General features: G+C 62.9%; 25 protein-coding genes and 1 riboswitch. Of the genes, 15 read left to right on the top strand and 10 right to left on the bottom strand.

From position 1 onward, the window contains the following. The first annotated feature begins 72 nt into the window (after positions 1–72). The 4 genes from rbfA to pnp all read left to right on the top strand — a co-directional run bounded on the left by rbfA (position 73) and on the right by pnp (position 4,046). Entirely contained in the window at positions 73–462 is a 390-nt protein-coding gene (rbfA, locus tag D7325_RS11755) for a 30S ribosome-binding factor RbfA (protein ID WP_120995903.1), read from the top strand. Positions 463–464: 2 nt separating this feature from the next. Then, a complete protein-coding gene (truB, locus tag D7325_RS11750; RefSeq protein ID WP_120995901.1) occupies positions 465–1,382 on the top strand; it encodes a tRNA pseudouridine(55) synthase TruB in 918 nt (305 codons plus the stop codon). Positions 1,383–1,498: 116 nt separating this feature from the next. Next, positions 1,499–1,768 carry a 30S ribosomal protein S15 gene (gene rpsO / locus D7325_RS11745; protein WP_120995899.1) on the top strand — a complete coding sequence of 90 codons (270 nt, stop codon included), beginning with the start codon at positions 1,499–1,501 and terminating at the stop codon, positions 1,766–1,768. A gap of 169 nt (positions 1,769–1,937) precedes the next feature. Further along, complete coding sequence (pnp, locus tag D7325_RS11740; RefSeq protein WP_120995897.1) at positions 1,938–4,046, top strand: polyribonucleotide nucleotidyltransferase; 2,109 nt, start codon at positions 1,938–1,940, stop codon at positions 4,044–4,046. A gap of 310 nt (positions 4,047–4,356) precedes the next feature. Here the strand turns inward: pnp and D7325_RS11735 are convergent, their stop codons facing one another. The 3 genes from D7325_RS11735 to D7325_RS11725 all read right to left on the bottom strand — a co-directional run bounded on the left by D7325_RS11735 (position 4,357) and on the right by D7325_RS11725 (position 7,599). Beyond that, positions 4,357–5,154: a Crp/Fnr family transcriptional regulator gene (locus D7325_RS11735; protein WP_120995895.1), complete on the bottom strand. Its 798-nt coding sequence runs from the start codon at positions 5,152–5,154 to the stop codon at positions 4,357–4,359. Positions 5,155–5,294: 140 nt separating this feature from the next. Continuing rightward, complete coding sequence (locus D7325_RS11730; protein WP_245962070.1) at positions 5,295–6,047, bottom strand: class I SAM-dependent methyltransferase; 753 nt, start codon at positions 6,045–6,047, stop codon at positions 5,295–5,297. 19 nt (positions 6,048–6,066) lie between these two features. Continuing rightward, the gene (locus D7325_RS11725) at positions 6,067–7,599 is read right to left on the bottom strand and encodes a bifunctional aminoglycoside phosphotransferase/ATP-binding protein (protein ID WP_120995891.1); all 1,533 of its coding nucleotides are present in this window, start codon (positions 7,597–7,599) and stop codon (positions 6,067–6,069) included. A 362-nt stretch (positions 7,600–7,961) separates the two neighbouring features. On the opposite strand from D7325_RS11725, the gene mrcB reads away from it, so the two are divergent. Genes mrcB through D7325_RS11710 form a run of 3 tightly spaced genes read left to right on the top strand, consistent with a single transcriptional unit; the run spans position 7,962 to position 11,374 of the window. After that, complete coding sequence (gene mrcB / locus D7325_RS11720; RefSeq protein WP_120995889.1) at positions 7,962–10,286, top strand: penicillin-binding protein 1B; 2,325 nt, start codon at positions 7,962–7,964, stop codon at positions 10,284–10,286. A gap of 33 nt (positions 10,287–10,319) precedes the next feature. Then, positions 10,320–11,021, top strand: coding sequence for a tetratricopeptide repeat protein (locus tag D7325_RS11715; protein ID WP_177431794.1), 702 nt, complete (start codon positions 10,320–10,322; stop codon positions 11,019–11,021). Continuing rightward, on the top strand, positions 11,021–11,374 hold the full coding sequence (locus tag D7325_RS11710; protein ID WP_120995887.1) for a YqcC family protein: 354 nt from the start codon (positions 11,021–11,023) through the stop codon (positions 11,372–11,374). The genes D7325_RS11715 and D7325_RS11710 overlap by 1 nt, the downstream gene beginning before the upstream one ends. Positions 11,375–11,388: 14 nt before the next feature. Here the strand turns inward: D7325_RS11710 and D7325_RS11705 are convergent, their stop codons facing one another. Beyond that, complete coding sequence (locus D7325_RS11705; protein WP_120995885.1) at positions 11,389–11,823, bottom strand: DUF4124 domain-containing protein; 435 nt, start codon at positions 11,821–11,823, stop codon at positions 11,389–11,391. 396 nt (positions 11,824–12,219) lie between these two features. Between D7325_RS11705 and D7325_RS11700 the strand changes: the two genes are divergently transcribed. The 4 genes from D7325_RS11700 to pssA all read left to right on the top strand — a co-directional run bounded on the left by D7325_RS11700 (position 12,220) and on the right by pssA (position 16,505). Further along, positions 12,220–13,944 (top strand): acetolactate synthase 3 large subunit, encoded by a 1,725-nt coding sequence (locus tag D7325_RS11700; RefSeq protein WP_120996136.1) that lies wholly within the window; start codon positions 12,220–12,222, stop codon positions 13,942–13,944. Next, positions 13,944–14,435 (top strand): acetolactate synthase small subunit, encoded by a 492-nt coding sequence (gene ilvN, locus D7325_RS11695; protein ID WP_120995883.1) that lies wholly within the window; start codon positions 13,944–13,946, stop codon positions 14,433–14,435. Before D7325_RS11700 ends, ilvN begins: the two co-directional genes overlap by 1 nt. Before the next feature lie 39 nt (positions 14,436–14,474). After that, the gene (gene ilvC, locus D7325_RS11690) at positions 14,475–15,491 is read left to right on the top strand and encodes a ketol-acid reductoisomerase (protein WP_120995881.1); all 1,017 of its coding nucleotides are present in this window, start codon (positions 14,475–14,477) and stop codon (positions 15,489–15,491) included. Positions 15,492–15,638: 147 nt separating this feature from the next. Beyond that, positions 15,639–16,505, top strand: coding sequence for a CDP-diacylglycerol--serine O-phosphatidyltransferase (gene pssA, locus D7325_RS11685; RefSeq protein ID WP_120995879.1), 867 nt, complete (start codon positions 15,639–15,641; stop codon positions 16,503–16,505). Between the two features lie 50 nt (positions 16,506–16,555). On the opposite strand, the gene D7325_RS11680 is transcribed toward pssA, so the two are convergent. Next, positions 16,556–17,917 (bottom strand): DUF1329 domain-containing protein, encoded by a 1,362-nt coding sequence (locus D7325_RS11680; RefSeq protein WP_120995877.1) that lies wholly within the window; start codon positions 17,915–17,917, stop codon positions 16,556–16,558. Between the two features lie 370 nt (positions 17,918–18,287). On the opposite strand from D7325_RS11680, the gene D7325_RS11675 reads away from it, so the two are divergent. Continuing rightward, positions 18,288–18,554, top strand: a complete 267-nt coding sequence (locus tag D7325_RS11675; protein WP_120995875.1) for a hypothetical protein — start codon at positions 18,288–18,290, stop codon at positions 18,552–18,554. 11 nt (positions 18,555–18,565) lie between these two features. Here the strand turns inward: D7325_RS11675 and D7325_RS11670 are convergent, their stop codons facing one another. Beyond that, on the bottom strand, positions 18,566–19,729 hold the full coding sequence (locus D7325_RS11670) for a 1-acyl-sn-glycerol-3-phosphate acyltransferase (RefSeq protein WP_120995873.1): 1,164 nt from the start codon (positions 19,727–19,729) through the stop codon (positions 18,566–18,568). A gap of 117 nt (positions 19,730–19,846) precedes the next feature. On the opposite strand from D7325_RS11670, the gene D7325_RS11665 reads away from it, so the two are divergent. Together D7325_RS11665 and D7325_RS11660 are read left to right on the top strand one after the other, a co-directional pair. Next, positions 19,847–20,107, top strand: a complete 261-nt coding sequence (locus tag D7325_RS11665) for a putative signal transducing protein (RefSeq protein WP_120995871.1) — start codon at positions 19,847–19,849, stop codon at positions 20,105–20,107. A 28-nt stretch (positions 20,108–20,135) separates the two neighbouring features. Then, positions 20,136–20,753 carry an SOS response-associated peptidase gene (locus tag D7325_RS11660; protein WP_120995869.1) on the top strand — a complete coding sequence of 206 codons (618 nt, stop codon included), beginning with the start codon at positions 20,136–20,138 and terminating at the stop codon, positions 20,751–20,753. Positions 20,754–20,765: 12 nt separating this feature from the next. On the opposite strand, the gene D7325_RS11655 is transcribed toward D7325_RS11660, so the two are convergent. After that, positions 20,766–22,895 (bottom strand): methyl-accepting chemotaxis protein, encoded by a 2,130-nt coding sequence (locus tag D7325_RS11655; RefSeq protein ID WP_120995867.1) that lies wholly within the window; start codon positions 22,893–22,895, stop codon positions 20,766–20,768. A 144-nt stretch (positions 22,896–23,039) separates the two neighbouring features. Here D7325_RS11655 and D7325_RS11650 point away from each other — a divergent pair, with 144 nt between their 5' ends. Continuing rightward, positions 23,040–23,849, top strand: coding sequence for a M48 family metallopeptidase (locus D7325_RS11650; RefSeq protein ID WP_120995865.1), 810 nt, complete (start codon positions 23,040–23,042; stop codon positions 23,847–23,849). Between the two features lie 4 nt (positions 23,850–23,853). Here the strand turns inward: D7325_RS11650 and D7325_RS11645 are convergent, their stop codons facing one another. The 3 genes from D7325_RS11645 to D7325_RS11635 all read right to left on the bottom strand — a co-directional run bounded on the left by D7325_RS11645 (position 23,854) and on the right by D7325_RS11635 (position 26,164). Beyond that, positions 23,854–24,297 (bottom strand): ester cyclase, encoded by a 444-nt coding sequence (locus D7325_RS11645; protein ID WP_120995863.1) that lies wholly within the window; start codon positions 24,295–24,297, stop codon positions 23,854–23,856. Positions 24,298–24,343: 46 nt separating this feature from the next. Beyond that, positions 24,344–24,928, bottom strand: a complete 585-nt coding sequence (locus D7325_RS11640) for a TMEM165/GDT1 family protein (protein ID WP_120995862.1) — start codon at positions 24,926–24,928, stop codon at positions 24,344–24,346. A 46-nt stretch (positions 24,929–24,974) separates the two neighbouring features. After that, positions 24,975–25,134, bottom strand: a riboswitch (yybP-ykoY riboswitch). A 31-nt stretch (positions 25,135–25,165) separates the two neighbouring features. Continuing rightward, positions 25,166–26,164 carry a methyltransferase gene (locus tag D7325_RS11635; RefSeq protein ID WP_120996134.1) on the bottom strand — a complete coding sequence of 333 codons (999 nt, stop codon included), beginning with the start codon at positions 26,162–26,164 and terminating at the stop codon, positions 25,166–25,168. Positions 26,165–26,213 lie beyond the last annotated feature (49 nt).

The following is a 26,213-nucleotide window of genomic DNA, read 5'->3' as shown; positions in this document are numbered from 1 at the left end:
GCCGATCGGGCTTGCCGTTTGGTTTTATGTGACGACGATTTTTCCGCATTGAACGGCGGGCCGGGGTTATTCATGGCAAAAGACTACAGTCGAACCCAGCGTATCGGCGACCAGATGCAACGCGAGCTGGCATTGCTCGTACAGCGCGAGATAAAAGATCCACGCCTCGGGATGGTGACCATTACCGCGGTCGACGTCAGTCGGGACCTTTCCCATGCCCAGGTATACGTGACTGTCCTGGGCCGCGAGGACGATACGGACGCGGTCGAGTTGAATTTGCAGATACTGTCAGAGGCTGCGGGTTACCTGCGGATGCTGTTAGGCAAGACCATGAAGTTGCGAACGGTTCCTCAGCTGCGCTTTCGCTACGACGCGAGCGTACGGCGGGGGGCTGAGCTGTCCGCGTTGATCGAGCGCGCCGTGCTAGAGGATCGCAAGCACAACGAAGAAGGCGAGGACTGAGCGTGGCACAGGTAAAACGTGTTCGCCGGGCCGTCGATGGCGTCATTCTGCTCGACAAGCCGAAAGGGCTGACATCGAATGCCGCCCTGCAGAAAGTTCGTTGGTTGCTCAATGCAGAGAAGGCCGGGCATACCGGCAGTCTGGATCCGCTGGCAACCGGTGTCCTGCCGCTATGCTTCGGCGAAGCGACGAAGTTCTCGCAGTATCTGCTGGAGGCCGACAAAGGGTACGAAACCCTGATGCAGCTCGGGGTCACGACGACGACAGGCGATGCCGAGGGCGAGGTGCTCGAGCGTCATCCAGCTGACGTCGATCGGGAAAGGCTGGAGACTGCCCTGGCTCGTTTCAAGGGTGAGATTCAGCAGATCCCACCCATGTATTCTGCCCTCAAGCGCGACGGACAACCTCTATATAAGTTGGCGCGGGCGGGGGAGGTGGTGGAGCGTGAGGCGCGTTCTGTTACCATTGCGCGCCTGGAGCTATTGTCGCTTGACAGTGATCAGGCGAGGCTCGCTGTCGCATGCAGCAAGGGAACCTACATCCGGACCCTGGTCGAGGACCTCGGGCAGGTGCTGGGGTGCGGTGCGCATGTGGCGGAACTTCGTCGTACGCAGGCAGGACCATTCGGGCTTGATCGCGTCGTTACGTTGGAAAGACTCGAGCAGGTCCATGCGCAGGCAGGAGCCGAAGGACTCGATGAATTCCTTCTGCCGGTCGACAGCGGTCTGGATCACTGGCCGCAAGTGACGCTTACCGAGCACACGGCTTACTACTGGTTGCATGGTCAACCGGTCAGAGCGCCCGAGGCACCGAAATTCGGTCTTGTGCGCGTTCGTGACGAGGCCGACCGTTTCATCGGTATCGGAGAGATAAGTGACGATGGGCGAGTTGCCCCGCGTCGGTTAATTCGGTCGAAGTAGACCGCAATATGCCGTACAGCGATGTGCGGTACCAAGGGTGGCTGTCAGCAGGCACGGTCATTCCTTATCGATAACACGGGAAGCGATTCCCGGCCTGTTCACTCAAGGAGCCCATCATGGCATTGAGCGTCGAAGAAAAAGCCCAGATCGTTAACGAGTACAAGCAATCCGAAGGCGACACCGGCTCGCCCGAAGTGCAGGTTGCACTGTTGACCCACAACATCAACAAGTTGCAAGACCACTTCAAGGCCAACGGCAAAGACCACCACTCGCGTCGTGGTCTGATCCGCATGGTGAACCAGCGCCGCAAGCTGCTGGATTACCTCAAAGGCAAGGACACGACTCGTTACAGCGCCCTGATCGGTCGCCTGGGTCTGCGTCGCTAAGGCGCAACCGAGCTGGAAGCCAGAAGCTGGAAGTTCGAAGTTGAAACGACGGGGCCTGCCCCGGCTTTCGGTTCGGGCTTCCAGCTTTTGACTATCCAAAGGGAATGAATTGGGTCCGACTCCCAGCACTCCCACCCATTTCCCCAAAGGCAACAGAGAAGGAAGAACCGTGAATCCGGTCATCAAGAAGTTTCAATTCGGTCAGTCGACCGTCACCCTCGAAACGGGGCGCATTGCTCGCCAGGCATCCGGCGCCGTACTTGTCTCGATCGACGAAGACGTGACCGTGCTGGTTACGGTCGTCGGTGCGAAGCAGGCGGATCCGGGCAAGGGGTTCTTTCCCTTGTCGGTCCACTACCAGGAAAAGACCTACGCCGCCGGTCGCATTCCGGGTGGCTTCTTCAAGCGCGAAGGTCGTCCTTCCGAAAAGGAGACGCTGACGTCGCGCCTGATCGATCGCCCGATCCGTCCGCTGTTCCCCGAAGGCTTCCTGAACGAAGTGCAGGTCATCTGCACCGTCGTGTCCACCAGCAAGAAAACCGATCCGGACATCGCTTCGATGATCGGTACCTCGGCCGCACTGGCCGTTTCCGGCATTCCGTTCAGCGGCCCGGTCGGTGCTGCTCGCGTAGCGTTTCATGAAGACACCGGCTACTTGCTGAACCCGACTTATGAGCAGCTCAAGGCGTCCAGCCTCGACATGGTCGTCGCCGGCACCGAAGACGCCGTTCTTATGGTCGAGTCCGAAGCCAAGGAACTGACCGAAGACCAGATGCTGGGCGCCGTGCTGTTCGCGCATCAGGAATTCCAAGCGGTCATCAAGGCGGTCAAGGAATTCGCTGCCGAGGCGGGGAAACCTGCCTGGGAGTGGACCGCTCCTGCGGAAAACACCGCTCTGCTGTCGGCAATCAAGGCCGAGTTCGGGGAAGCAATCTCCGAGGCCTATACCATCACGGTCAAGCAGCAGCGCTATGGCCGCCTGGATGAGTTGCGCAACCAGGTCATCGAGCGTTTTGCCGGCGACGAGGAGGGCAAGCCCTCGGTTGGCGAGGTGAAGGAGGCTTTCGGTCTGCTGGAATACCGCACCGTCCGCGAGAATATCGTCAACGGCAAGCCCCGCATCGATGGCCGCGATACCCGTACGGTTCGCCCGCTGAAGATCGAGGTGGGCGTGCTGCCGAAGACCCACGGTTCGGCCCTGTTCACCCGTGGCGAAACCCAGGCGCTGGTTGTCGCGACGCTGGGCACCGCTCGCGACGCACAGCTGCTCGACACCCTTGAAGGCGAGAAGAAGGACGCCTTCATGCTGCACTACAACTTCCCGCCGTATTCGGTGGGTGAAGCGGGACGGATGGGCAGCGCTGGCCGTCGCGAGATCGGCCATGGCCGCCTGGCACGCCGCGGTGTGCAGGCGATGTTGCCGAAGGATGCTGAGTTCCCGTACACCATTCGGGTGGTATCGGAAATCACCGAATCGAACGGCTCCAGCTCGATGGCTTCGGTGTGCGGCGCTTCTCTTGCGCTGATGGATGCCGGTGTTCCGATGAAGGCGCCGGTGGCCGGTATCGCCATGGGTCTGGTCAAGGAAGGCGATAAGTTCGCGGTGCTGACCGATATTCTCGGTGATGAAGATCACCTGGGTGACATGGACTTCAAGGTCGCGGGTACTGCCAACGGTGTCACTGCGCTGCAGATGGACATCAAGATTCAGGGCATTACCGAAGAGATCATGGAGATCGCTCTTAACCAGGCGCTGGAAGCCCGCCTGAACATTCTTGGTCAGATGAGCCAGGTCATCGCTACGTCGCGCAGCGAGCTGTCGGCCAATGCACCGACCATGCTGGCGATGAAGATCGACCAGGACAAGATCCGCGATGTCATTGGTAAGGGCGGCGCCACCATCCGCGGCATCTGCGAAGAGACCAAGGCGTCGATCGATATCGAAGACGACGGCTCGATCAAGATCTTCGGCGAGACCAAGGAAGCAGCGGAAGCGGCTAAGCAGCGCGTTCTGGCGATTACTGCGGAAGCGGAGATCGGCAAGATCTATACGGGGCGCGTCGAGCGCATCGTCGATTTCGGTGCATTCGTGAACATCCTTCCGGGCAAAGATGGTCTGGTCCATATTTCTCAGATAAGCGATCAGCGCATCGAGAAAGTGACCGATGTCCTGAAAGAAGGGCAGGAAGTGAAAGTGCTGGTGCTTGATGTCGACAACCGTGGACGTATCAAGCTGTCGATCAAGGACGTCGCGGCGGCAGAAGCCTCGGGCGTCTGACTTCGAGAAGCACCTGGCGTTACTAGAGCGCTCCGGTTGCCGGAGCGCTCCCCGAAATCCGATGCCAGGCAACTGGCATCGGATTTTTGTTTCTGGCAATCGTTGCGCTACTCGTGATCGGCCTTAAATCGCAGGCAAAAAAAGACCCGGCAGAGCCGGGTCAAAAACCGTGATTAGCCTGATGAGGAGATAACCTGAAAGTCGACTGCCTGTCTTCCAGCTTACCGGCTGATCTCGCGACCAGTTGAGATAATAATAACAATTCTCATTAGCAGGTCAAGCGTCTTTTTGAGCGATTTTTCGCCTCGCGTCAGCCGGCCAGGCCGAGCTTCAATTGAGTGACTTCCTTGTTCAGCAGATCGATGCGTCTGGCCATGCTTTCGATAAGGCTATGAGCGATCCTCGGGTTCGTCTGCATCAGCCCGAGAAACTGGTCGCGCGGAATGACCATGACCGTACACGGCTCTCTGGCGATCACGGTGGCGCTTCGTCGTTCTCCGGTAAACAGGGCCATCGCGCCGAATATTTCGTCTTTCTGCACATCGCCGACCTTCAAGCCGTCGACGTATGCGTCGGCTGCCCCATCGATGATGATGAACACGTGGTCGGCGTCGTCCCCTTGGTGGATGAGCTCGGCGCCGCTGGCGAATTGCTGGAAGCCGGTGGTCGGTCGAATTTCGGGCTGTTTCAGACGTGCCAGCGCATCCGAGAGCAGAGCGGTCTGGCCAACGAGATATTGCAGAAACAGCTCTTGCCGCTCCTCGTCGGCGTGTATATGGGTGAACACGGCGCTGCGGGCGAAGGGTCGCAGCAACACCGGCTCATCGGCGCAATACACCCAGCCGGGGAGATCCGAGGCCTGACGCAGGCCGATGAGGTCGCCTTCCTGTAGGTAGAACAGCGGGCGCCCGTCTATGCGCGCGTGCACCAGGCCGCTTTCGATCATGAACAACTGGTGAGTCGGCAGTGCCGAACCGAGGTCATCTGTGGCGTCGACGCGAATCGATGAGCCGCTGGGCACCAGGCCCGCGAGTAGCTGCGAAGGGATGCGCTGAAGGCGAGTGATCAGATGGTCGGCATAGGCCGGTTGTTCTCCAAGCAAATACATAGCGCAATCCTTGTGGCCGAGCATGACGGAATTGTGCGCACAGTAGAGCGCCGTCCTTGCGCCGTAAATGGGGCGAAAGAGAGGATGTGAGCTAGCTCGTATGAGTCGTTGGCGCCGGGGCACGCAGGCGTGTATGGCCGTCAGATCCGGTTCGGATAGCCCGCTATGAAATGTAGGGGCCAGCGAACCCGTTGCTTCGTTTCGCTCCTCCATGCTCGCCGAAGTTTTGGCTCGATGACCTGAATGAGGTCGCCGCCATGCCTGTTCTGCCAGCGAGTGACTGCTGACCACGTCCTGAGGTAGCCAAGCAGGTCAGTCAATTGCCATGCTGTCTCCAGCATGAGGGCAGGCGTGGGCTGCCTGGGAAAGGGCGGCTGGATATCTGCATAACTACGGTCGACGCTTTCCCGGCCCACGGGCCAAAAGCCTGCCAGCTGAACACCGTGCAGCTCGCGGATGACCTCGTTAATGGCTGGGGTTACCTCGATCAGTCCATAGCACCAGGCGCAGAAGAATCCCGAAGGGTGCAGGACCCGCCGCGTTTCGGCAAAAAACGCATCCGTGGCGAACCAATGCAGCGCCTGCGCCACGATGATCAGGTCGACTGACGAATCGGCTACAGGCAGTCGCTCCGCATCGCAGACGACCGGCATGACCGTCGCCCATCCTTGGTTCGCGCGGAGTTGCTGCTCGCTGGCATCGCAGGCGATTACCTGTTCGAAACGCCTGTCGAGCCCCCGGCTCGCCTGGCCACTGCCTGCACCGATGTCCAGCGCGACACGACATCGACCGACGCGGGCTACCAGCCAGTCGAACAGAGCGTCGGGATAGACCGGGCGGAAGCTGGCGTAGCCGTCAGCTACCGACCCGAACAGGTGGCTGCTCTCGCTCAAGATCGCATGTCGGCGCGCGTTATTGGCATTGTCCGAGGCGCTGCCGAATTACCGCCACCAGATTGTCAATGTCGCTGGCGAGGTGAGTCTGCACGCGCTTGCAGGCGATCAGCTCATCCTCATCCAGCGGTTCTCGACTGGTTTGCTGGGCGCGGACGACATCCATCGTGGCGTCGGACGGGTCGGCGCCGGTTGCGTGGCGCTGGGCCAGCCATTGCTCGATGACTGCATCCGGCGCCTCGCATGCCAGGATGAGGAAGGGAACGCCGGTTTCGGTAGCGATGCGTCTGGCCTCGTCGCGTTGGACCCGTCGAAGGTATGTCGCGTCGGCAACGACCGGAAAGCCGGCCTGCAGGGCTGTTCGGGCCAGATCGTGCAGGCGCGCGTAGGTCGATTGGGTCGCCGCCTGGCTGTACAGATCATCGGGTGCCAGGCGTTTGCGTTCGATGTCCGAGCGCAGCCTCACCGCGCCGAACGACTCGACGAGCCGTAATGCGACGTGGCTTTTGCCGACTGCGGAAACGCCTTCGGTAATGATGAAAAAGCGCAGTGGGATGGCGCTGTAGGACTCGGCCAGGTTCGCGTAGCTGCGGTAGCGGCGCATGATCACTGCGCGCTCGACCGGGTCCTGTTCCTGGTGCAGGCGGAAGGCATTCACCTTCGCCCGGACCAGCGCGCGATAGGCCTTGTAGAGGTTCAGGAGGCCCAGCGCATCATAGTCGCCGGTGCGTTCCAGCCAGCCGTTGACGAAGCGTCGGGCCTGGGAGCGCAGGCCCCGGTCTTCCAAGTCCATCGCGAGGAAGGCGGCGTCGGATGCGATGTCGATCAGCCGGAACGGTTCGTTGAATTCGATGCAATCGAAGAGCAGAACTTCACCGTTGATCAGCGTTGCGTTGCCAAGGTGAAGATCGCCATGACATTCGCGGATTGCGCCGAGGTCACAGCGTTTTTGCAGCAGGGGCATCAGGCGCTGGATCGAGCTTTCGGTCCAGGCTTCCAGTGCGTCGAGCTGCACTCGATCGGCGTCGTCGGTGAGCAGTGGCCTGATCTGTTCGAAGTTCTGACGCATCGGGGCGACGATCGCCTCGGGCGTGCTGAGCGGATGGTCTGCCGGAACGGCTGGCGTTTGCAGATGAAAGTCGCCGATCTGTCTGGCTAGCGCGTCGATGTGCGCGTCGGTCAGTTCACCCCGCGCCTGTACTTCGGCGAGCAACTGATCCTGGCCGAACTCGCTCATCTTCAACGCATATTCGATCGGTTCGCCATCCTCGCCCAGGCGTGGTGCTTCGGCCGTGCCGCCGATCGGTAGCACCTCCAGATAGAGGTCGGGGGCGAGGCGCTGGTTCAAGCGCAGCTCTTCCTCGCAAAAATGCTTGCGTGCCGCCAGTTCGGTGAAATTCAGAAAGCCGAAATCCACCGGTTTCTTGATCTTGTAGGCGAATGGCCCGGTGAGAACAACCCATGAAATATGGGTCTCGATCACACGGATATCGCCGGTTGGGTGTGGATAGCGTGCAGGGTCTTGCAGGGCGGCAATCAGGGCTTGGCTCACGGTCGCTCCTTGCGGATTCGAAGGGGAGGGCGAATGAATTGTGAAGCACTTCACGCGCAGGATGGCCGGCATTATGGCCGGCCCAAGCGGTGCTGCAAACCGTCGAGGCGGCGTCAGCCGCTCGGTGGAAGTGCGTATAATGCGCCGCCACGTCCGGCGACCGGACATTTCGCCACGCCAGTTTCGCGGCAGTGACGCTGCGAAGGTCAGGAGAATCGCTTGTTGAAACAACCGGAACTCGGCACCGATTTCATGGGGAAGCCGCTTTCTCGCCATCTTGCCTCGACCCGCCCGCAGCGCCTTCAGACGTGGCCAATCCGCATGGCCGTCGAGGGATCGATCGGTCGCACCGGAGGTGAAGCATGAGCCGCTCTGGCGGTCGTTCGCCGCGCCCCCGGCGCAAGGGCTCGCGCGGCCGGTTCGCGCCGTTGTGGGGCTGGGCACTGAAGCTGTCGCTGGTTGGCCTGGTCATCCTGGCGGGCGTGGCGGTCTATCTCGATGCGGTGGTCCAGGAGAAATTCTCCGGCAAGCGCTGGACGGTGCCAGCCAAGGTCTACGCTCGCCCGCTCGAATTGTTCGAAGGCCAGAAACTGGACAAGGACGATTTCCTGACCGAACTGGAAGCGCTGGGTTATCGCCGTGAGAAGGCGGTCTCCGGTCCGGGCGATATGTCTGTCGCCAGCAACGCGGTCGAGCTGCACACCCGCGGCTTCCAGTTCTACGAGGGGGCCGAAGAGGCGCGTCATCTGCGCGTCCGGTTTGCAGGCGACAAGGTGGCCGGCTTGAGCCGCGTGGGTGCGGGAGATCTTGCGGTGGCTCGCCTCGAGCCCTTGCTGATCGGCGGGCTTTATCCGGCTCATAACGAAGACCGCATTCTTATCCAGATCGATCAGGTGCCGCCGTACCTGATCGAAACGCTTGTGGCCGTCGAGGATCGGGAATTTTTCGATCACTTCGGTGTGTCGCCCAAGTCGATCGCACGCGCCATGTGGGTGAACCTGACCGCCGGCGAGTTGCGTCAGGGCGGCAGTACGCTGACCCAGCAGCTGGTGAAGAATTTCTACCTGACAAGCGATCGCACCCTTGTGCGCAAGGCCACCGAGGCCATGATGGCGGTGCTGCTGGAGCTGCACTATGACAAGGAGGAGATTCTCGAGGCCTACCTGAACGAGGTGTTCCTCGGGCAGGACGGGCGACGCGCGATCCACGGGTTCGGCCTGGCGAGCCAGTACTTTTTCAGCCAGCCGCTGGCGGAGCTGAAGTTGCATCAGGTGGCGCTGCTCGTGGGCATGGTCAAGGGGCCGACCTATTACAACCCGCGCCGGCATCCGGAGCGGGCGCTCGAGCGGCGTAACCTGGTCATCGACGTTCTGGCGGAGCAGGCGATCATCACCCCCGAGCAGGCGGCTGCCGCCAAGCAACGGCCGCTCGATGTGAGTCGTCGCGGCAGCATGGCCGACAGTTCGTATCCGGCATTCCTGGATCTGGTCAAACGCCAGCTGCGCCAGGATTACCGCGAAGAGGATCTGACCGAAGAAGGGCTAAGGATTTTCACCAGTTTCGATCCGATCGCCCAGTCGAAGGCTGAACGGGCGATGACCGAGACCCTGAAGCGCCTGGGCAACCGTAAGGGAGCCGAGGAGGTTGAGGGCGCTATGGTCGTGACCAATCCCGAGACGGGCGAAGTCCAGGCGCTGCTGGGAAGTCGGCAGCCAGGTTTCGCCGGCTTCAATCGCGCGCTCGATGCGGTGCGCCCGATCGGCTCACTCATCAAGCCGGCCATCTATCTGACTGCGCTCGAGCGTCCCAGCCAGTACACCCTGACGACGGTGATCGAAGACGAGCCGCTGTCGGTGAAGGGCGCGGATGGACAGGTCTGGAAGCCGCAGAACTATGATCGCCAGGCGCACGGGGATGTCTACCTATATCAGGCGCTGGCCAACTCCTACAACCTGTCGACCGCCCGTCTAGGTCTGGAGCTCGGTGTGCCCAACGTGCTGAAGACCTTGCAGCGGCTTGGCGTCGAGCGCGATTGGCCGGCCTATCCGTCAATGCTGCTGGGCGCCGGTGCGCTGACTCCGGTCGAAGTCGCCGGGATGTACCAGACCCTCGCCAACGGCGGTTTCAACACGCCGCTTCGCGCGATCCGCAGCGTGCTGGACGCCGAGGGCGAGCCGCTCAAGCGCTATCCGTTCCGGATTGAACAACGCTTCGACCCAGGCGCCATCTATCTCACGCAATACGGCATGCAGCGGGTGATGCGTGAGGGAACGGGGCGCTCGGCCTACAACCAGTTGCCTGCCTCGCTTGCTGTCGCCGGCAAGACCGGGACCACCAATGATTCGCGTGACAGCTGGTTCGCCGGCTTCAGCCAGGACCTGCTGGCCGTGGTCTGGCTGGGCCGTGACGATAACGGCAAGACGCCGCTGACCGGCGCCACCGGTGCGTTGCAGGTGTGGGCGGATTTCATGCGCAGGGCCGATCCGCTCCCCCTCGATCCACCCGTTCCGGACAATGTCCACTATGTCTGGGTGGATGCGCGGACAGGGCAGGGCACTGACAGCAACTGTCCGGATGCCGTGCAGATGCCCTATATTCGCGGCAGCGAGCCCCCGCCTGGCCCTGGCTGCGGCTTGTCGGCGCCGGCCGAGTCGGTCATGGATTGGGTGCGTGGATGGTTGCAATGACAGCCGCAACGGTATGTGGCAGGAGACGATGGTGTGAATAAGCAGTGGTGGTTGTTGGCGGTGCTTGCCGTGTCCGGTTGTGCGACGGTGGATCGCGGTGCGATACCCGTCGTCGATGCCAGTGCGCCGGTATCGGAAGGCGGGGGCCGGCCGTCCTACCAGGCCAACCCGCCCGCGGCCCAGCCGGCCGCACCGACGGATTCGGGGGTGGTGGTGATGGTTCCGCAGAACGCCGGCGCGCCGCTGCAAACCTTTCCGGCACCGGAACAGGGGCTGCCGGTCGAGCCGGCGCCCATGTCCACTCCGGGCCAATGGGGCGCGTCGTCCCAGCCTCCGCAGATGCCTGGGATGACGCAACCGAGCGGACCAAGTGGCGTTCCCTCGGCAGGCGGGCTCGCGGAAGACGAGCAACTCGATGGGCCGGTGCTCGCCCTGCTGACCACCGCTCAACAGCAGCAAAGTGGCGGGGATCTCAACGGTGCGGCGTCGAGCCTCGAGCGGGCCCAGCGCATCGCCCCGCGCGAGCCCCAGGTGTTGTACCGATTGGCCGAGGTAAGGCTTGCCCAAGGCGATGTCGCACAGACCGAGCAACTGGCACGCCGTGCACTGAGCTATGCGAGCGGGCGGCCCGCCCTGCAGGCCAGCCTGTGGAATCTCATTGCCCAGGCGCGTGAGCGGATGGGCGATGCCGCTGGCGCCGCTCAGGCTCGCGAGCGAGCACGAGTCGGCGCGTAATGGAACCGCATATCCTGTCCCTGGCCGATCAGTTGCTCCTGATCGAACGGGAGCTGCGACGCCTGGACATGTGGACAGCCCAAGCCCCATCGGCATCTGCGCTGGCCAGCACGCAGCCGTTCTGCATCGATACGCTGCCGCTCGAGCAATGGCTGCAGTGGGTGTTCCTGCCCAGGATGAAGCTCATTCTGGAAAGCGCCGATGCGCTGCCGCGCGTGAGTGGCATCCTTCCGATGGCGGAGCTTGCGTACCAGGGGCGAGGACCTTCGGTGGCCGGGTTGCTGCAGGCGATCGAGTCGTTCGATCGCCTGATTACCGAGGTGAGCGAGCGTCACGAGCAGCTGGGCCAATAAGCGGCTGCCTGCTGTCAGTCGCAATCCTTGGCGATCTTCTCGGTCGTTTCGACAATGCGAGCCTGCCGCTCTTCTTCGCCGAGCCGGCGCACCTCTCCATTCTCCTCGACGCGAACCCTGGGGTTGTTCTGCAATTGGGCCAGGTTGGTCCGTAGCGTCTCGCAATAACGGCGAATTTCCGCTTCCTGCTGGGCGACCTGCTGCTTCACCTTTTCATCGATTTCCTGCTGGCTGGGTGCTTCCTGCTCGTCGAGGTCCGCCGGCACTGGCTCAGCTGCCGACGCAGGAGGTGCGGCCTGAGTATTGATTGGCTGAGCTGCCTGCCCTTCAGGCGGTTGTGCGCCGAAATGCGTGATGCCCTGGGCGTCGACCCACTTGTAGACCTGGGCTGCATGCGCGCTGGCGCCAAGCGAAAGCACGAGGGCGCCGAGGAAGGCCAAAGACCGCATGTTGAATTCCTTTCGAGACAGAACGTCGACGTACTATACGCAAAGGCCGGAGCCTTGACCTGAGCGGCATCACAGCTCGGCGGCAAGGCCCTTGCAGCCACGCCAGACTTGACTTGCCCTGGCCTAATCCGAACAATCCGGGGTCTGCTGTCCAGACGGCCCTACCGGGTTTGCCACTGGCAGATCATGAGGCGCACACCCGCGCCGACCGCAACAACCGCAACGCGTTACCTCGCGCTGGGTGGGAGTCCGTATCAACACTTGCGGCTGCTCCCAATACTCGCTCAGTCAGTAGCTGACGTAGTCGGCGACCACCGTCGCTCATGCTCTGCCTGGCAGTTACCTATTCTGGCCGTCCGTAGCGGGCGGTTGTCTGGCGTTTTAGAGGTGAACATCGTGGAACTCTTATCCGGCGCTGAAATGGTCGTCCGCTTCCTGCGGGACGAAGGCGTTAAATATATCTACGGGTACCCGGGCGGGGCCCTGCTCCATATCTACGACGCCTTGTTCAAGGAAAAGGAGGTTACGCACATCCTGGTCCGGCATGAACAGGCCGCAACGCACATGGCCGATGGCTACGCCCGTGCTACCGGCAAGGCCGGCGTGGTGCTGGTCACCTCCGGCCCCGGTGCCACGAACGCGATCACCGGCATCGCCACCGCCTACATGGACTCGATTCCGATGGTGGTGATTTCCGGGCAGGTCGCCAGCAACATGGTCGGCACCGACGCCTTCCAGGAGACCGACATGATCGGCATCTCCCGGCCGATCGTTAAGCACAGCTTCATGATCAAGCACGCCTCCGAGATTCCGGAAGTCATGAAGAAGGCGTTCTACCTGGCACAGTCCGGGCGTCCCGGTCCGGTCGTGGTCGACATTCCCAAGGACATGACCAACCCCGCGGACAAGTTCGAGTACGTCTACCCGAAGAAGGCCAAGCTGCGCTCCTACAGCCCTGCGGTGCGCGGGCATTCCGGTCAGATCCGCAAGGCGGCGGAGTTGCTGCTGTCGGCCAAGCGGCCGATCGTCTACTCCGGCGGTGGTGTCATCATGGGTGGCGCCTCGGCTCAGCTGACCGAATTGGCGAAGCTGCTCAACCTGCCCGTCACCAACACCCTGATGGGCCTGGGTAGCTACCCGGGCACCGATCGGCAGTTCCTTGGCATGCTGGGCATGCACGGCAGCTACACCGCCAACCTGGCCATGCACCATTCCGATGTCATTCTGGCCGTGGGCGCGCGATTCGATGATCGCGTGATCAACGGGGCAACCAAGTTCTGCCCGAACGCCAAGATCATTCATATCGACATCGACCCGGCGTCCATTTCCAAGACCATCAAGGCCGACATCCCGATCGTTGGCCCCGTGGACAGCGTGCTGACCGAAATGGTCGCGATCGTGAAGGAAATCGGTACCGCCCAGGTCGCCGACAGCCTCGGTACCTGGTGGAAGCAGATCGAGGAGTGGCGTGGTAACCGTGGCCTCTTCCCCTACGAGAAAGGCGATGGGTCGATCATCAAACCGCAGACCGTTATCGAAACGCTCTGCGAAGTGACGGGCGGCAAAGCCTTCGTCGCCTCGGACGTCGGCCAGCACCAGATGTTCGCGGCGCAATACTATCGGTTCGACCGGCCCAACCGATGGCTCAACTCCGGTGGCCTCGGCACCATGGGCTTCGGGTTTCCGGCGGCGATGGGCGCCAAGCTGAATTTCCCGGACGATGACGTCGCCTGTGTGACGGGCGAAGGCAGCATCCAGATGAACATCCAGGAGCTGTCCACCTGCCTGCAATACGACCTGCCGGTCAAGATCGTGAACCTGAACAACGGTGCGCTGGGCATGGTGCGGCAGTGGCAGGACATGCAGTACGACAGCCGCTATTCGCATTCCTACATGGAGTCGCTGCCCGATTTCGTGAAGCTGGTCGAGGCATACGGCCATGTCGGCATGCGCATCACCGAACTCAAGGACCTCAAGCCGGGCCTCGAAGAAGCCTTCGCCATGAAGAACAGGCTGGTATTCCTGGATATCCAGGTCGATCCGAGCGAGCACGTCTATCCGATGCAGATCCGTGACGGCGCGATGCGTGACATGTGGCTGAGCAAGACGGAGCGCACCTGATGAGACACATCATTTCCCTGTTGATGGAAAACGAGCCGGGTGCGCTGTCCCGCGTGGTCGGGCTGTTTTCGCAGCGCAACTACAACATCGAGAGCTTGACCGTAGCGCCGACCGAAGATCCGACGCTATCGCGCCTGACGCTCACCACCATCGGCCATGACGAAGTGATCGAGCAGATCACCAAGAACCTCAACAAGCTGATCGAGGTGGTCAAGCTGGTGGACCTCTCGGAAAGCGCCCATATCGAACGCGAGCTGATGCTGGTGAAGGTCAAGGCAACCGGTGCCCAGCGTGCCGAGGTCAAGCGCACCACCGATATATTCCGCGGCCAGATCGTCGATGTGACGAGCACCGTCTATACCATTCAGCTGGCGGGAACGAGCGACAAGCTCGACAGCTTCATCCAGGCGGTCGGCACCGCTTCGATCCTGGAGGTCGTTCGCAGTGGCGTCACGGGTATTTCCCGTGGCGACAAGGTATTGAGCATCTAATTCAGACAGGCCCTACATGGCCAGCAACAGGGGTAACTCATGAAAGTGTATTACGACAAGGACTGCGATCTTTCCATCATCCAGGGCAAGAAGGTCGCAATCATCGGTTATGGCTCGCAGGGCCATGCGCACGCTTGCAATCTGCGCGATTCCGGCGTCGATGTCACGGTCGGTCTGCGTCCCGGCTCGTCCTCCATTGCCAAGGCCGAAGCACACGGCCTCAAGGTCAGCGATGTGCCGGCTGCCGTTGCGGCTGCCGATGTCGTGATGATCCTGACCCCGGACGAGTTCCAGGGTCGCCTGTACAAGGAAGAGATCGAGCCGAACCTGAAGAAGGGCGTGACCCTGGCCTTCGCTCACGGTTTCTCGATCCACTACAACCAGGTCGTGCCCCGCGCGGACCTGGACGTGATCATGATCGCGCCGAAGGCGCCGGGTCATACCGTGCGTTCCGAGTTCGTCAAGGGCGGCGGTATCCCTGACCTCATTGCGATCTACCAGGATGCTTCCGGCAACGCGAAGAACCTCGCCCTGTCCTACGCCAGCGGTGTAGGCGGCGGCCGTTCCGGCATCATCGAGACGACCTTCAAGGACGAGACCGAAACTGACCTGTTCGGCGAGCAGGCCGTTCTGTGCGGTGGCTGCGTCGAGCTGGTGAAGGCTGGTTTCGAAACGCTGGTCGAGGCGGGCTATGCCCCTGAAATGGCCTATTTCGAATGCCTGCACGAGCTCAAGCTGATCGTCGACCTCATGTACGAAGGCGGCATCGCCAACATGAATTACTCGATCTCGAACAACGCCGAGTACGGCGAGTACGTGACCGGGCCGGAGGTCATCAACGCCGAGTCGCGAGCGGCCATGCGCAACGCACTCAAGCGTATCCAGGATGGCGAATACGCGAAGATGTTCATCACCGAAGGCGCCGCCAACTACCCGTCGATGACGGCGTACCGTCGTAACAACGCGGCGCACCCGATCGAGCAGGTCGGCGAGAAGCTTCGTGCAATGATGCCCTGGATCGCCGCCAACAAGATCGTGGACAAGAGCAAGAACTGATTCCGGCTCGAGACCACCAGGACGCGGCTTCGGCCGCGTCTTTGCTTTGGGCCACTGTCAAACCGAGTACATGAGCGCTGTCGCGGAGGCTGAACCTGACACGATGGGTCCGGTCGAACTGATTCAGACGGCTAAGGATTTATGCGCATGACCGAGCATTCACAAGAGCCAAACAAGCATCCCGAGCCAGAGAGCCTTCTGCCGATCGACGAGCACGTCGAAGAAGGGCAGGACGCCGAGGGCCGCAAGGTGCGTCATCGGGGCATCTACCTGCTGCCGAACCTGTTCACCACGGCCAACCTGTTCGCTGGCTTCTATTCGATCATCAACGCCGTGAACGGCAACTTCTATGTCGCGGCCGCCACTGTCTTCGTGGCGATGGTGCTCGACAGCATGGACGGGCGGGTCGCACGCTTAACCAATACCCAGAGCGCATTTGGCGGCGAGTACGACTCGCTGTCCGACATGGTCGCTTTCGGCCTCGCGCCGGCCATTCTCGCTTACCAATGGGCGCTGCTGGAGCTGGGTAACGTCGGGCTCACGGTGGCCTTCATCTATGCCGCCTGTGCCGCTCTGCGGCTGGCGCGCTTCAACACGCAGATCGGAAAGGTCGACAAGAAGTGGTTCATCGGGCTGGCCAGTCCGGCGGCGGCCGGGGTGGTGTCCGGTTCGGTCTGGGCGATCTGGGCGCTCGACGAGACGGGCATTCGCGGTACCGAGTTGCCGTTCGTGCTGGTCATGCTGTTCGCGCTGCTGGTGGCGCTGGCCGGTCTGCTAATGGTGAGCAACATCAAGTACTACAGCTTCAAGGATCTGGACTTCAAAGGCCGAGTGCCTTTCTTCGCGATCCTGGTGGTGGTGCTGGTGTTCGCCGTGGTGTTCAGCGATCCGCCGCGTATTCTCTTGCTCATCTTCCTGGCGTACGCGGTGTCCGGTCCGGTGCAGTACTTGTTGCAGATTCGTCGTCGGCGTCGTGTCAGCGAATCCAATCCGCCGCCGAGTAGCGGTGAATAAATGAAAACGCCCCGCAAGCCTGGCAAGCGGGGCGTTTTTCATTTCGAGCCTTAACGGACGCCGGAATTTCTCAGCGCGGCCGGGGTGTACTGGTTCGAGTTCGCTTCGTAGTTGTAGGTGTAGGGGTTCTTCTCTTCGTTCTTCATGCCCATCACCAAGTAGCGACCCGAGACGAGGTCATACAGGGTCTCCATCGAGTACAGCGGGACCTGCACGTTGTAGAACTGCTGGGCATGGGCCTCGGCGACGCGCCATAGCGTGCCGCGTCCGTCATAGTGGTCGATCACCGCGGCCTGCCAGGTGTCTTCGTCGATGAAGAAGTGGCGCTTGCCATAGATGTGCCGCTCGCCTTTCTTGAGTGTCGCTTCGACTTCCCAGACGCGATGAAGCTCGTAGCGGGTCAGGTCCTGGTTGATGTGCCCGGCCTGGATGATGTCGTCGTATTTGACGGTCGGTGAGTCCAGCCGGTAGGCGTTATAGGGGATGTACAGCTCTTTCTTGCCGATCAGTTTCCAGTCATAGCGATCCGGTGCGCCGTTGAACATGTCGAGGTTGTCGGCGGTGCGCAGACCGTCGGCCGCTGTGCCGGGACCGTCGTACGCTACCTGCGGCGCTCGACGTACGCGTCGCTGACCGGCGTTGTAAATCCAGGCCATGCGGGGTTCTTTCACCTGGTCGAGCGTTTCGTGGACCAGCAGAACGTTGCCGGCGAGGCGCGATGGCTCGGTCACCTGTTGCTTGAAATAGAACAGGATGTTGCCGTGCTTGGCGGGATCGAAGTCCTTCAGTGTGTTGGTGTAGACGACCTCATCAACGAACTTGACCAGGCTGTAGTCGCCGTTCACCTGCGGTGTCGCCTGGGCGACGACGCGCCGGGCCGAGCCGCCGCGGTAGCGGGTGATGTGGTTCCAGATCACCTCGAGGCCATCCTTCGGTACCGGGAAGGCGATCGCCGTGTTGAAGTTCTCCAGGCCGTTGCCACCGCGCACCAGCTTGGTCTGCGTGGCGTTGCGTGCGGCGGCTTCGTAGATCGACGATGGCATGGCCGCGGTCCGCCGCGTCTCGTAGACGGGCAGCCGATAGGTATCGGGGTACCGCTTGAGCATGGCGATCTGGCCGGGCGCCAGGTTCTCCTGGTACTGCTCGTAGTTCTGCGCAGTGATGACGAACTTGGGCGTGTCCTGCGGGAACGGGTCGGCCACGAAGCCATCCGCATTCACCGAGCCGGCGTCGACGGCCAGGCCGCCGGTCCAGGCCGGAATGGTGCCTGCCGCATTACCGGCTTTCTCGGCTCCGATGGGTGTCAGGGTGTCGCCGAGGCGGGCAGCCTCTGCGGGGGCTACCGCCGCCATCGTGGCGCTTGCCAGAAGCGTCAAGGTCAGCGCTCCTGTGGTCAGAATCAGCTTCTTCATCTTGTACTTGTCCTTTGGGCGAATTGAACGGTTGCGTGCAAGGCAGGTCTGAGGCGGCGGTTTTTGGGGACATTTGTGTAGGCGGCGACTGCTCGACGCGGACACGGCTATTTTGCCTACCTTCATGAACCGTAAGGCCGAGGCTGCGACCGCTCTAGCAAGGAACTTACAGCGCGGTGCAGATGGCTCGCCGGCAATATAGGCCAGCCTCGGGGCGGTGGGGAACAACCATCAGCAGAATTAATTCGCCCGTTCACCGGGACGGATGGAGCGCCCTTTCGTCGGGTGCCGGCGGGGCCGTGTCCGCGCTCCTTTAGACTGCGCGACGACCGCGCAAACCCGCGCGCGAATGGCCCAAGCGGAGGTGAAGATGTCGCTGCAGGCGCCGATCGGGTTGATGGACCCGGCCCAACTCCTCAATACCCTCGCCATGCTCGTTGCGGTTGCAGCGGGATGGTTGCTGCTGGCCACGCGCTGGCGTGAATGGCTGGCATCGATCCGCGCTCCGCTGGAGCCTGCGCCGGGGCGCAATTTCCAGGTCGAGGCAATGGCCCGGCTGAATCAGCTTTTCTACCGGGTGGGCTTCGCCGGCCTGGGGTTGGCGCTGCTGCTTTCCTGGGGCAGTCGCGGGCTCTAGCCTGCCTTGACTCAGAGGTCCAGCCCGGCCTTGACGCGGTAGTGATTGCGTACCGGCATCGCGTATTGCAGGACGAGATAAGGCCGCTGGACTCCCGGACAGGCCGCCAGCCGACGTTCCCACTCGGCCTGCGCCTTCTGGATTTCTTCCCGACCGAACAGTGAATCCACATTCGGCACCGGAAGCGTCGCGTCTCGCTCCTCCCACAGGGCGTAGGCCAGGTAATGAACCGGGAACAGACGATAGTTGCCCAGAATCTGACGATCGAGTTCGGCCGCCAGCAGCTTGGGATCATCCGGTACTTCGCGCATTGGCGCACCGAAGCCCAGATGCACCCGGCCCTTGTAGCCGGTGATGCCCAGCGCGATGCTGGCGTCGTCTTCGCCGGGCGCCTTGGTGTAGTTGCCGGTCGTGGCGCGGATGTACAACTCGCGTGCCTTGGCCTGATCGCAGGGGTCGTATTCGTAGCTGATCGACACCGGCGTGGGCTTGAGCGAGGCCACCGCTTCGGAAAAGGGGGCGTCCTTGCGGCTCATGTGGATCATCTTGAGGATCGCCGAGTCGGTTCGATCATCGCCATCCTTGGCGCGTCCTTCGGCCTGCGCGATCCAGACGGACTCTCCGTCGTTGAGGATCGAGTGATTGATGTAGGCCGACAGCAGTTGATAGGCCGCCAGCTTTTCGCGGCGGGCGGTCAACGAGCGGTGCACGATGAAGCTCTTGTTCAGTCGCATCAGGTCGCTGACGAAGGGACGCTGCAACAGGTTGTCGCCGATGGCGATGCGTGGCGTGCGCATGCCGGCCTGATACACCGCGTAATTGACGAACGCCGGGTCCATCACGATGTCACGGTGATTGGCCAGGAACAGATAGGCCTCGCCGCGCTGAAGTTGATCCAGCCCTGAGTAGGTGATGCCATCGGTGGCGCGCTCGATCGTGCGGTCGACATAGGGCTCGATCTTGTTCTGCAGCGCATCGACCGAGCGGATGCCTGCGAATTCACGACGCAGGCGGTGGGCGATCAGCGGCTTGAGCAGCCAACCCAGCGAGCCGGCAAGCTTGGGGAAGCGGAAGCGTGCCAGAATGTCGAGGAAGGTTTCGTCGGCGAACAAGCGCGCCATGACGTGGGGTACTTCGGCGTCGGAAAAAGGCCGGATGGCGTCGAACTGATCCATAGACTCTCGAAAGGGCCGTGAGACACGCGGCGTTGGTCGAATGAGACGGCGATTATAGCGGCAAGTCATCCGCGCGACCGCGTGCGCTGTGACCGGGACGCAGGCAGGAGGTGGGCGATGCAACGGGTATACGAGCCTGGCGATCTACTGGAAGCCGAGATGCTGATCGGCATGCTCGCGGCCGAGGGCGTCGACGCTCACCTGGCCGGGCGCCACCTGATCGGCGCGATCGGTGAGCTGCCGATGGGCGGCCTGCTTGGATTGATGGTCGCGGACCGGCAGGCGGAGCGGGCCAGGGCGTTGATCGCCGATTACAATGCCGCCCGGCCCATGGCCGGCAGCGAGCCCGATAGCTATCCAGGCGAGCTGATCTGCTGAATTTCCACACCAGTCCGACGTTCTAACGATGTGCAGTCGCTTTGCTTTCTTTCGCTGGGATTCGGCGTTCGCCGCGCTTCCCGGCTTTCCTGCCGAACAGGCGCCTCATTGGAGTCTTGCGCCCGGTGCGCGCGTGCTGCTGGTGCGATCGGCCGAGGGCGCTCGCCGTGTCGATGACGTTCGCTGGGGGCTGACGCCGGCCTGGCTGAACGATCTGTCGCGAACCCCGGCGCAGGCCCGCGCCGAGACGTTGAGCGAGCAGGCGATGTTTCGTGAGCCCTTCCGACTTCGTCGCGGCTTGTTGCCGGCCAACGGCTTTTACGAATGGCGGGGGCAGCAGCGCAAGCGTCCTTACTGGATGACCGGCGTCGACTCGGTGCTCTACTTCGCGGCGCTGTGGGAGGCCTATCCGGCTGGGGATCGCGTCTACCTGAGTACCGCCGTGGTCACGACCCAGGTGGCCTCGCAGCGGCGCCCGCTGATTCTGGATGAGCAGGCGCAGGCCGTCTGGCTGGACCCGCAAAGCACGCCGGAGCGGCTGGAATCGTTGCTGCGGGCGCCTGTGGTTGGCCTGCGCGAACGCCCCTTGGCCACGCTGGTGAACGATCCGGCGCTGGATGCGCCGGAATGCCTTACCCCTGCCTGAGCAGGCGCCTGCTCACACCCGGAACTGATTGACCAAACGACGCTGCTGCTCGGCCAGGCGGGTCAGGCCGGCGCTGGCCTGGCTGGCTTCATCGGCGCCGGCGGCGACTTCGTGTGCCACCTGGCCGATGTTGACCACGTTGCGGTTGATGTCATCGGCGACGGCGCTTTGTTCTTCGGCGGCGCTGGCGATCTGCGTGTTCATGTCATTGATGACCGATACCGCCTGGGTGATCGCCTCCAGCGCGCGCGCGGCCTCGGTCGCCTGCGTGACACTGTCGTTGGTGCGCGACTGGCTGAGCTCCATGACCTGGACGACATCCTGCGTGCCGCCCTGAAGCTGCTCGATCATCGTCTGGATTTCGCCGGTGGCCTGTTGGGTCTTTTGCGCCAGGTTGCGAACCTCGTCGGCGACCACTGCGAATCCACGGCCTTGCTCGCCAGCCCGCGCGGCCTCGATGGCGGCGTTGAGGGCGAGCAGGTTGGTCTGTTCGGCGATGCTGCGGATGGTGACGAGGATGGCGCCAATGTTCTCGCTGTTGCGCGCCAAGGTCTGCACCACGCCCACCGCGCGGCCGATCTCGGTGGCCAGATCGGAGATGGCGGTGGCCGTTTCTTCGACGATGCGCTTGCCCTGGTTGGCGGCATCGTCGGCATTGTGCGCGGCGCTGGCGGCCTGGGTGGCGTTGCGTGCGACGTCCTGGGCGGTCGCTGTCATTTCGTGCACGGCGGTGGCGACCAGTTCGATTTCCGCGAGCTGCTTCTGAACGCCCTTGTCGGTGCGGATGGCGATGTCGGCGGTGTTTTCCGAGGCATCGCTGACCTGCTGTACCGAGGCGACGACGTCGCGAATCATGGCCTGCAATCGGGCGAGGAACGCATTGAAGCCGGCGGCGATCTGGCCCAGCTCGTTGCGGCTGTCGACATCGAGCCGACGGGTCAGGTCGCCGTCGCCTTGAGCGATGTCATCGAGCATGACGACCATCTGCCGCAAGGGGCGGGTGATGCGCCGGCTGATCAGCCAGATCACGCCAAGGCCGATGGCGGCGACCAGCAGCCCGATGAGCAGCATCGCGGTCAGGCTCCGTTCGTTCTCGGCTTCAAGCGAGGCGAGCAGCGTCTCGAGATCCTTCATGACCACCGCCTCGGGCAGCTCCAGCCAGAGCGTCCAGCGGGCATCGGTACCAGGGAATGAGAAGGGCATGAGCAGCTCGATGCGCTGCTTGTCGTGGTCGACCTGATAGCTGAGCTGGCCCAGCGCGCCCTGCTGCACCCGCTGCAGGTCATCGCTGTCGAGTACCTCGGTGGCCGGCTTGCCGAGCATCGCGGCATTGCCGGTGTAGGCGGCGAGGCGGCCGTTGGTGGAGATCAGCGCAATCTCGCCGGCGCCGTCGTAGAGCTGGTCGTTGGCTTCGACGAGCAGCTGCTGGATGAAATCGACGCGCAGGTCCGCACCGACGATGCCCTGGAATTTCCCGTCGAGAATGATCGGCGCATTGAAGGAGGAGAGCAGCGTCGGCACGCCGGACATGTCATAGGTCGCCGGGTCTACCACGCAGGGTTTGAGCGTTTCCTTCGGGCACAAATAGTACTCGCCGGCCCGCACGCCGCTGGGCAGCAGCGAGGCGTCCTCGATGTCGGTCAGCGTCTCGGCGACCAGCGCACCCTTGTCGTCACGGTAGAGCCAGGTCGCGAAGCGCCCGTCGAGCATGCCGGGAACCCCTCTTTTGTACATGATGTCATTCGCATCGATGGCATTCGGTTCCCAGGCGAAGTACATGCTGGTCAGGACGGGGTTGTCGATGAGCGTGGCACGGCCGAGGTTGATCAGCTCCTCGCGGGTCAGGTTCGCCATCGGCATGCCTTCGGCATCGACCATGCCGGTGAGTCGGTGGACCCGGGCCAGCTCGGTGGTCACCAACAGCGGGGTTTGCAGCTGCGCCCTGATCTGGCTCGCCTGATAGCGGGCCAGGTTGGTGACACGTTGCTCGACCATGTCCTCGATCAATGTGCGCGTGTTGCTGGCGACCATGTCCTGGGTGCGGGCGCCCGAGACCAGGACATAGACGAGCAAGGCACCGATGACAGCGAGGATGCTGGCGCCGGCCAGGGCCGCGAAGGCGGTCTGGATGGATCTGAACATGGGCGTCGGCTCCGAGGTGTCATTGTCGTTACCTAGTTGTCGACCGCTGTCTGGCGATCTGAAGGGTCGTTTGCCAGACTACCGACGCCGTTGACCGCCCGTTTCGCGCGGTAACCAGGAAGGCCCCTGCTCCAGGAGATGACGATGTCGAAGCTTTACCCGATACCCACACTGCTCGCGGCACTGCTGCTGGCCGGCTGCCAGGCGGTCAACACGACCAGCGGCGGGACCGTTGGCGTGGACCGCAAGCAGTACATGTTCAGCATGCTGTCCACCGAGCAGGTCAACCAGATGTATGCGCAGTCCTACCAGCAGACGGTCAGCGAGGCGAAGAGCCAAGGGGTGCTGGAGAACAGCACGCCAATCGCCAAGCGAGTCAACCGCATTGCGCGCGACCTGATCGCCGAGGTCGGTGCGTTCCGGCCTGATGCGGCCCAGTGGAATTGGGAAGTGAACGTCATCGACAGCCCGGAGCTGAACGCCAACGCGGGCCCCGGCGGCAAGATCATTTTCTACACCGGCCTGATCGAGAAACTGAACCTGACCGACGACGAGATCGCCGCGGTGATGGGCCATGAGATCGCCCATGCGCTGCGCGAGCACGGTCGCGAGGCGATGTCCAAGGCGTATGGGGTTCAGCTCGCAACGCAGGTGGGATCGGCGCTTGGTGTGGGCAACGGCAGCCTGCAACTGGCCAATCTCGGCGTGCAGTACCTCATGACCCTGCCCAACAGCCGTGGCAATGAAAACGAGGCCGATCTGATCGGGCTCGAACTGGCCGCCCGCGCCGGCTACGACCCGAACGCGGCCATTTCGCTGTGGAAGAAGATGAGCGCCGCCGGCGGCTCGGCACCGCCTGAATTCCTCAGCACGCACCCCTCATCCAGCAGTCGCATCGAGGCCTTGCAGGCGACGATTCCCAAGGTCATGCCGTTGTACCGCCAGGCCGAGTGACCGATCAGAGCGGGAAGCCGTCGAGCGGGGCTCGGCGGTCCAGCCCGAGCTGCTTATGGGCACCGCCGAGATCGAGAAGGGTGCTGAGCTCGAGGATGTCGCCGGTCGGCGTGAGGGTCCAGATGGACATCGCGGCGATCGCCAGCACCCGGTCGCTCGGTGCGTAGCCGAAGGCCGGTTTCTCCAGCGTGCCGATCAGGGTGCTCGAGGTGACGACCTTGTCGCCATCGCTCAGGCACTCATCGATCACCACCTCCAGGCCAGGCATCGCCTCGCGCACCTGCCGGACGATCCGGGCGAAGCCGGCGCCGTCCAGCGGCTGACCGATGAACGATCCCTTGTAGATGAAATACCGGCTCTGAAGACGCTCGGCCAAGGCCAGCCGACCCTTGTTCCAGGTCAGGTCGACATGGCTGCGGACCCGTCTCTTGCGTTCGTCTGGCGACATGCACCTGCTCTCTCCGTGGCGATGTGTGACGGTGCATGCCTGGTCGTCAGGCGCCGAGACCGCCCAGCTTCAACGCCTGGTAGGCCGCATAGAGCGACAGGGCAACGAAACCGGCGGCTGCCACGCGGCGAATCAGCGTCAGCGGCAGGCGATCGGCGGCAAAGTTGCCGGCGAGCACGACCGGGACATTGGCCAGCAGCATACCCAGCGTCGTTCCCAGGATCACCATCACCAGGTCAGGATACTGTGCGGCCAGCATCACCGTTGCGACCTGCGTCTTATCGCCCATCTCGGCGAGGAAAAAAGCGATCAGCGTGGCGATGAAAGGGCCGAAGCGACGGCCACGCGCGGCCTCGTCTTCCTCGAGCTTGTCAGGAATGAGGGTCCAGCCTGCGACCGCGAGGAAGGCGGCGGCGAGCAACCAGCTCAGCGTGACCTGCGACAGAGCGCTGGCGACCCAGCTGCCGACGGCGGCGGCGGCAAAGTGATTGGCGAGCGTGGCGACCACGATGCCCCAGATGATCGGCCACGGGCGTCGATAACGCGCGGCCAGCAAAAGGGCCAGGAGTTGTGTCTTGTCGCCGATTTCGGCGAGCGCGACGATGAAGGTGGGGACCAGCAGCGATTCCAAGTGACTTCCTTGAGGGGCGGGTCGACGACACCATGACGGCATAGCCAGCCCGCCCCGGGTCCGGTATGCGCGTCATGGGTCTTGTCTGAACGCCGGCTCTGCGACCGTGCGAACCGCATGCGCCATGGTCTGCCGACCAAGTGTGTTGACGCATGCCCGGCGCTTGGCGCGCCGGTGACTACTCCCCCAGGACGGGCGCGAGTTTGCCCAACGCCGTCCGGCAGCGCAACCCCGCGGTCATCCGCGCCAGGCGCGGTAGATGCGAAAGCCATCCTGCTCGGCCAGCGTCTGGCACTGGCCGAAGGCGTCCTGCAACAGCGGCGGATATTTGAGGAAGCTGTTGGCGACGATGCGCAGCTCGCCGGACGCCGCGAGGTGCCGCGGCGCCTGACGAAGAAGCGCCTCGCTGGGCCGGTAGTCGGTGTGTACGCCCTGGTGGAAGGGCGGATTGCTGACGATCGCCGCAAGCTCGCGGTGCGCATGCTCGATGCCGTCCGCGGCCAGCAGGTCGGCCTCGAGCCCGTTCGCTTGCAGCGTCAGGCGTGTGCTGTGCAAGGCAAAGGCGTCTACATCCAGCATCGACAGCGCGCAGTGGGGATACAACCGCTTCAGCACGGCGCCGATGACGCCCGCGCCACAGCCGAAGTCGAGTATCCGGCCGGTGGGCAGGCGGTCGAGGTGTTCGAGCAACAGCGCGGTGCCGCGATCGAGCCGGCCGTGGCTGAATACGCCGGGTAGGGTGACGATCTCCAGCGATCCGGCCGGTGTGTCGAGATCCAGGCGCTGCGCCAGCGCCTCGAGATCGGGCGTTGCCGGGGCTTCGGTCACGGCGATTTCCCAGAGCTGGCAATGCCGCGCGCTGTCGAGCTTTCGAAGCGGGCCGAGGGCTCCGGCCTGCTTGGCCGCACGCTCAACGCCGCCGCGCTTTTCGCCGACCAAGAACAGCGACCGGCCTGCCAGCCGGGAGGCCAGCGAAGCGACCAGGTAATCGGTGAGTTCGCGCGATTTGGGCACGAACAGCACCGCGGACTCGATGTCCACGGCCGGCGGCGCCGTACCGAACTCGACGCGTGGACCGAAGCGTGCCGTCAGCGCCGCCTGATCGCCCGCGTGCCAGCTCCAGCCCTGCGCATCGGGCAAGTGGCCGAGCAGGTCGTCGGCGGGCAGGCCGGCCAGAAGCAGGCGGCCGGTGAATCGGTCCGCCTGGCGCAGGAGCACTTCGCTACGAGGGTCCACGTCGATCATCCGCAAAAGCCGCGCAGCTTAGCAGCGCCGGCGCCTGGAG

This window comes from Stutzerimonas urumqiensis, assembly GCF_003640395.1.
In the GTDB taxonomy this organism is placed as follows: domain Bacteria; phylum Pseudomonadota; class Gammaproteobacteria; order Pseudomonadales; family Pseudomonadaceae; genus Stutzerimonas; species Stutzerimonas urumqiensis.
This window is presented reverse-complemented; position numbering and strand designations above follow the sequence as displayed.

Excerpts from the sequence above, each read along its gene's own strand:
- rbfA (WP_120995903.1), top strand. The coding sequence starts at position 73 with ATGGCAAAAGACTACAGTCGAACCCAGCGTATCGGCGACCAGATGCAA.
- rpsO (WP_120995899.1), top strand. The coding sequence starts at position 1,499 with ATGGCATTGAGCGTCGAAGAAAAAGCCCAGATCGTTAACGAGTACAAG.
- D7325_RS11735 (WP_120995895.1), bottom strand. The coding sequence starts at position 5,154 with ATGTATTTGCTTGGAGAACAACCGGCCTATGCCGACCATCTGATCACT.
- mrcB (WP_120995889.1), top strand. The coding sequence starts at position 7,962 with ATGAGCCGCTCTGGCGGTCGTTCGCCGCGCCCCCGGCGCAAGGGCTCG.
- D7325_RS11710 (WP_120995887.1), top strand. The coding sequence starts at position 11,021 with ATGGAACCGCATATCCTGTCCCTGGCCGATCAGTTGCTCCTGATCGAA.
- D7325_RS11705 (WP_120995885.1), bottom strand. The coding sequence starts at position 11,823 with ATGCGGTCTTTGGCCTTCCTCGGCGCCCTCGTGCTTTCGCTTGGCGCC.
- ilvN (WP_120995883.1), top strand. The coding sequence starts at position 13,944 with ATGAGACACATCATTTCCCTGTTGATGGAAAACGAGCCGGGTGCGCTG.
- ilvC (WP_120995881.1), top strand. The coding sequence starts at position 14,475 with ATGAAAGTGTATTACGACAAGGACTGCGATCTTTCCATCATCCAGGGC.
- pssA (WP_120995879.1), top strand. The coding sequence starts at position 15,639 with ATGACCGAGCATTCACAAGAGCCAAACAAGCATCCCGAGCCAGAGAGC.
- D7325_RS11680 (WP_120995877.1), bottom strand. The coding sequence starts at position 17,917 with ATGAAGAAGCTGATTCTGACCACAGGAGCGCTGACCTTGACGCTTCTG.
- D7325_RS11675 (WP_120995875.1), top strand. The coding sequence starts at position 18,288 with ATGTCGCTGCAGGCGCCGATCGGGTTGATGGACCCGGCCCAACTCCTC.
- D7325_RS11670 (WP_120995873.1), bottom strand. The coding sequence starts at position 19,729 with ATGGATCAGTTCGACGCCATCCGGCCTTTTTCCGACGCCGAAGTACCC.
- D7325_RS11665 (WP_120995871.1), top strand. The coding sequence starts at position 19,847 with ATGCAACGGGTATACGAGCCTGGCGATCTACTGGAAGCCGAGATGCTG.
- D7325_RS11660 (WP_120995869.1), top strand. The coding sequence starts at position 20,136 with ATGTGCAGTCGCTTTGCTTTCTTTCGCTGGGATTCGGCGTTCGCCGCG.
- D7325_RS11655 (WP_120995867.1), bottom strand. The coding sequence starts at position 22,895 with ATGTTCAGATCCATCCAGACCGCCTTCGCGGCCCTGGCCGGCGCCAGC.
- D7325_RS11650 (WP_120995865.1), top strand. The coding sequence starts at position 23,040 with ATGTCGAAGCTTTACCCGATACCCACACTGCTCGCGGCACTGCTGCTG.
- D7325_RS11645 (WP_120995863.1), bottom strand. The coding sequence starts at position 24,297 with ATGTCGCCAGACGAACGCAAGAGACGGGTCCGCAGCCATGTCGACCTG.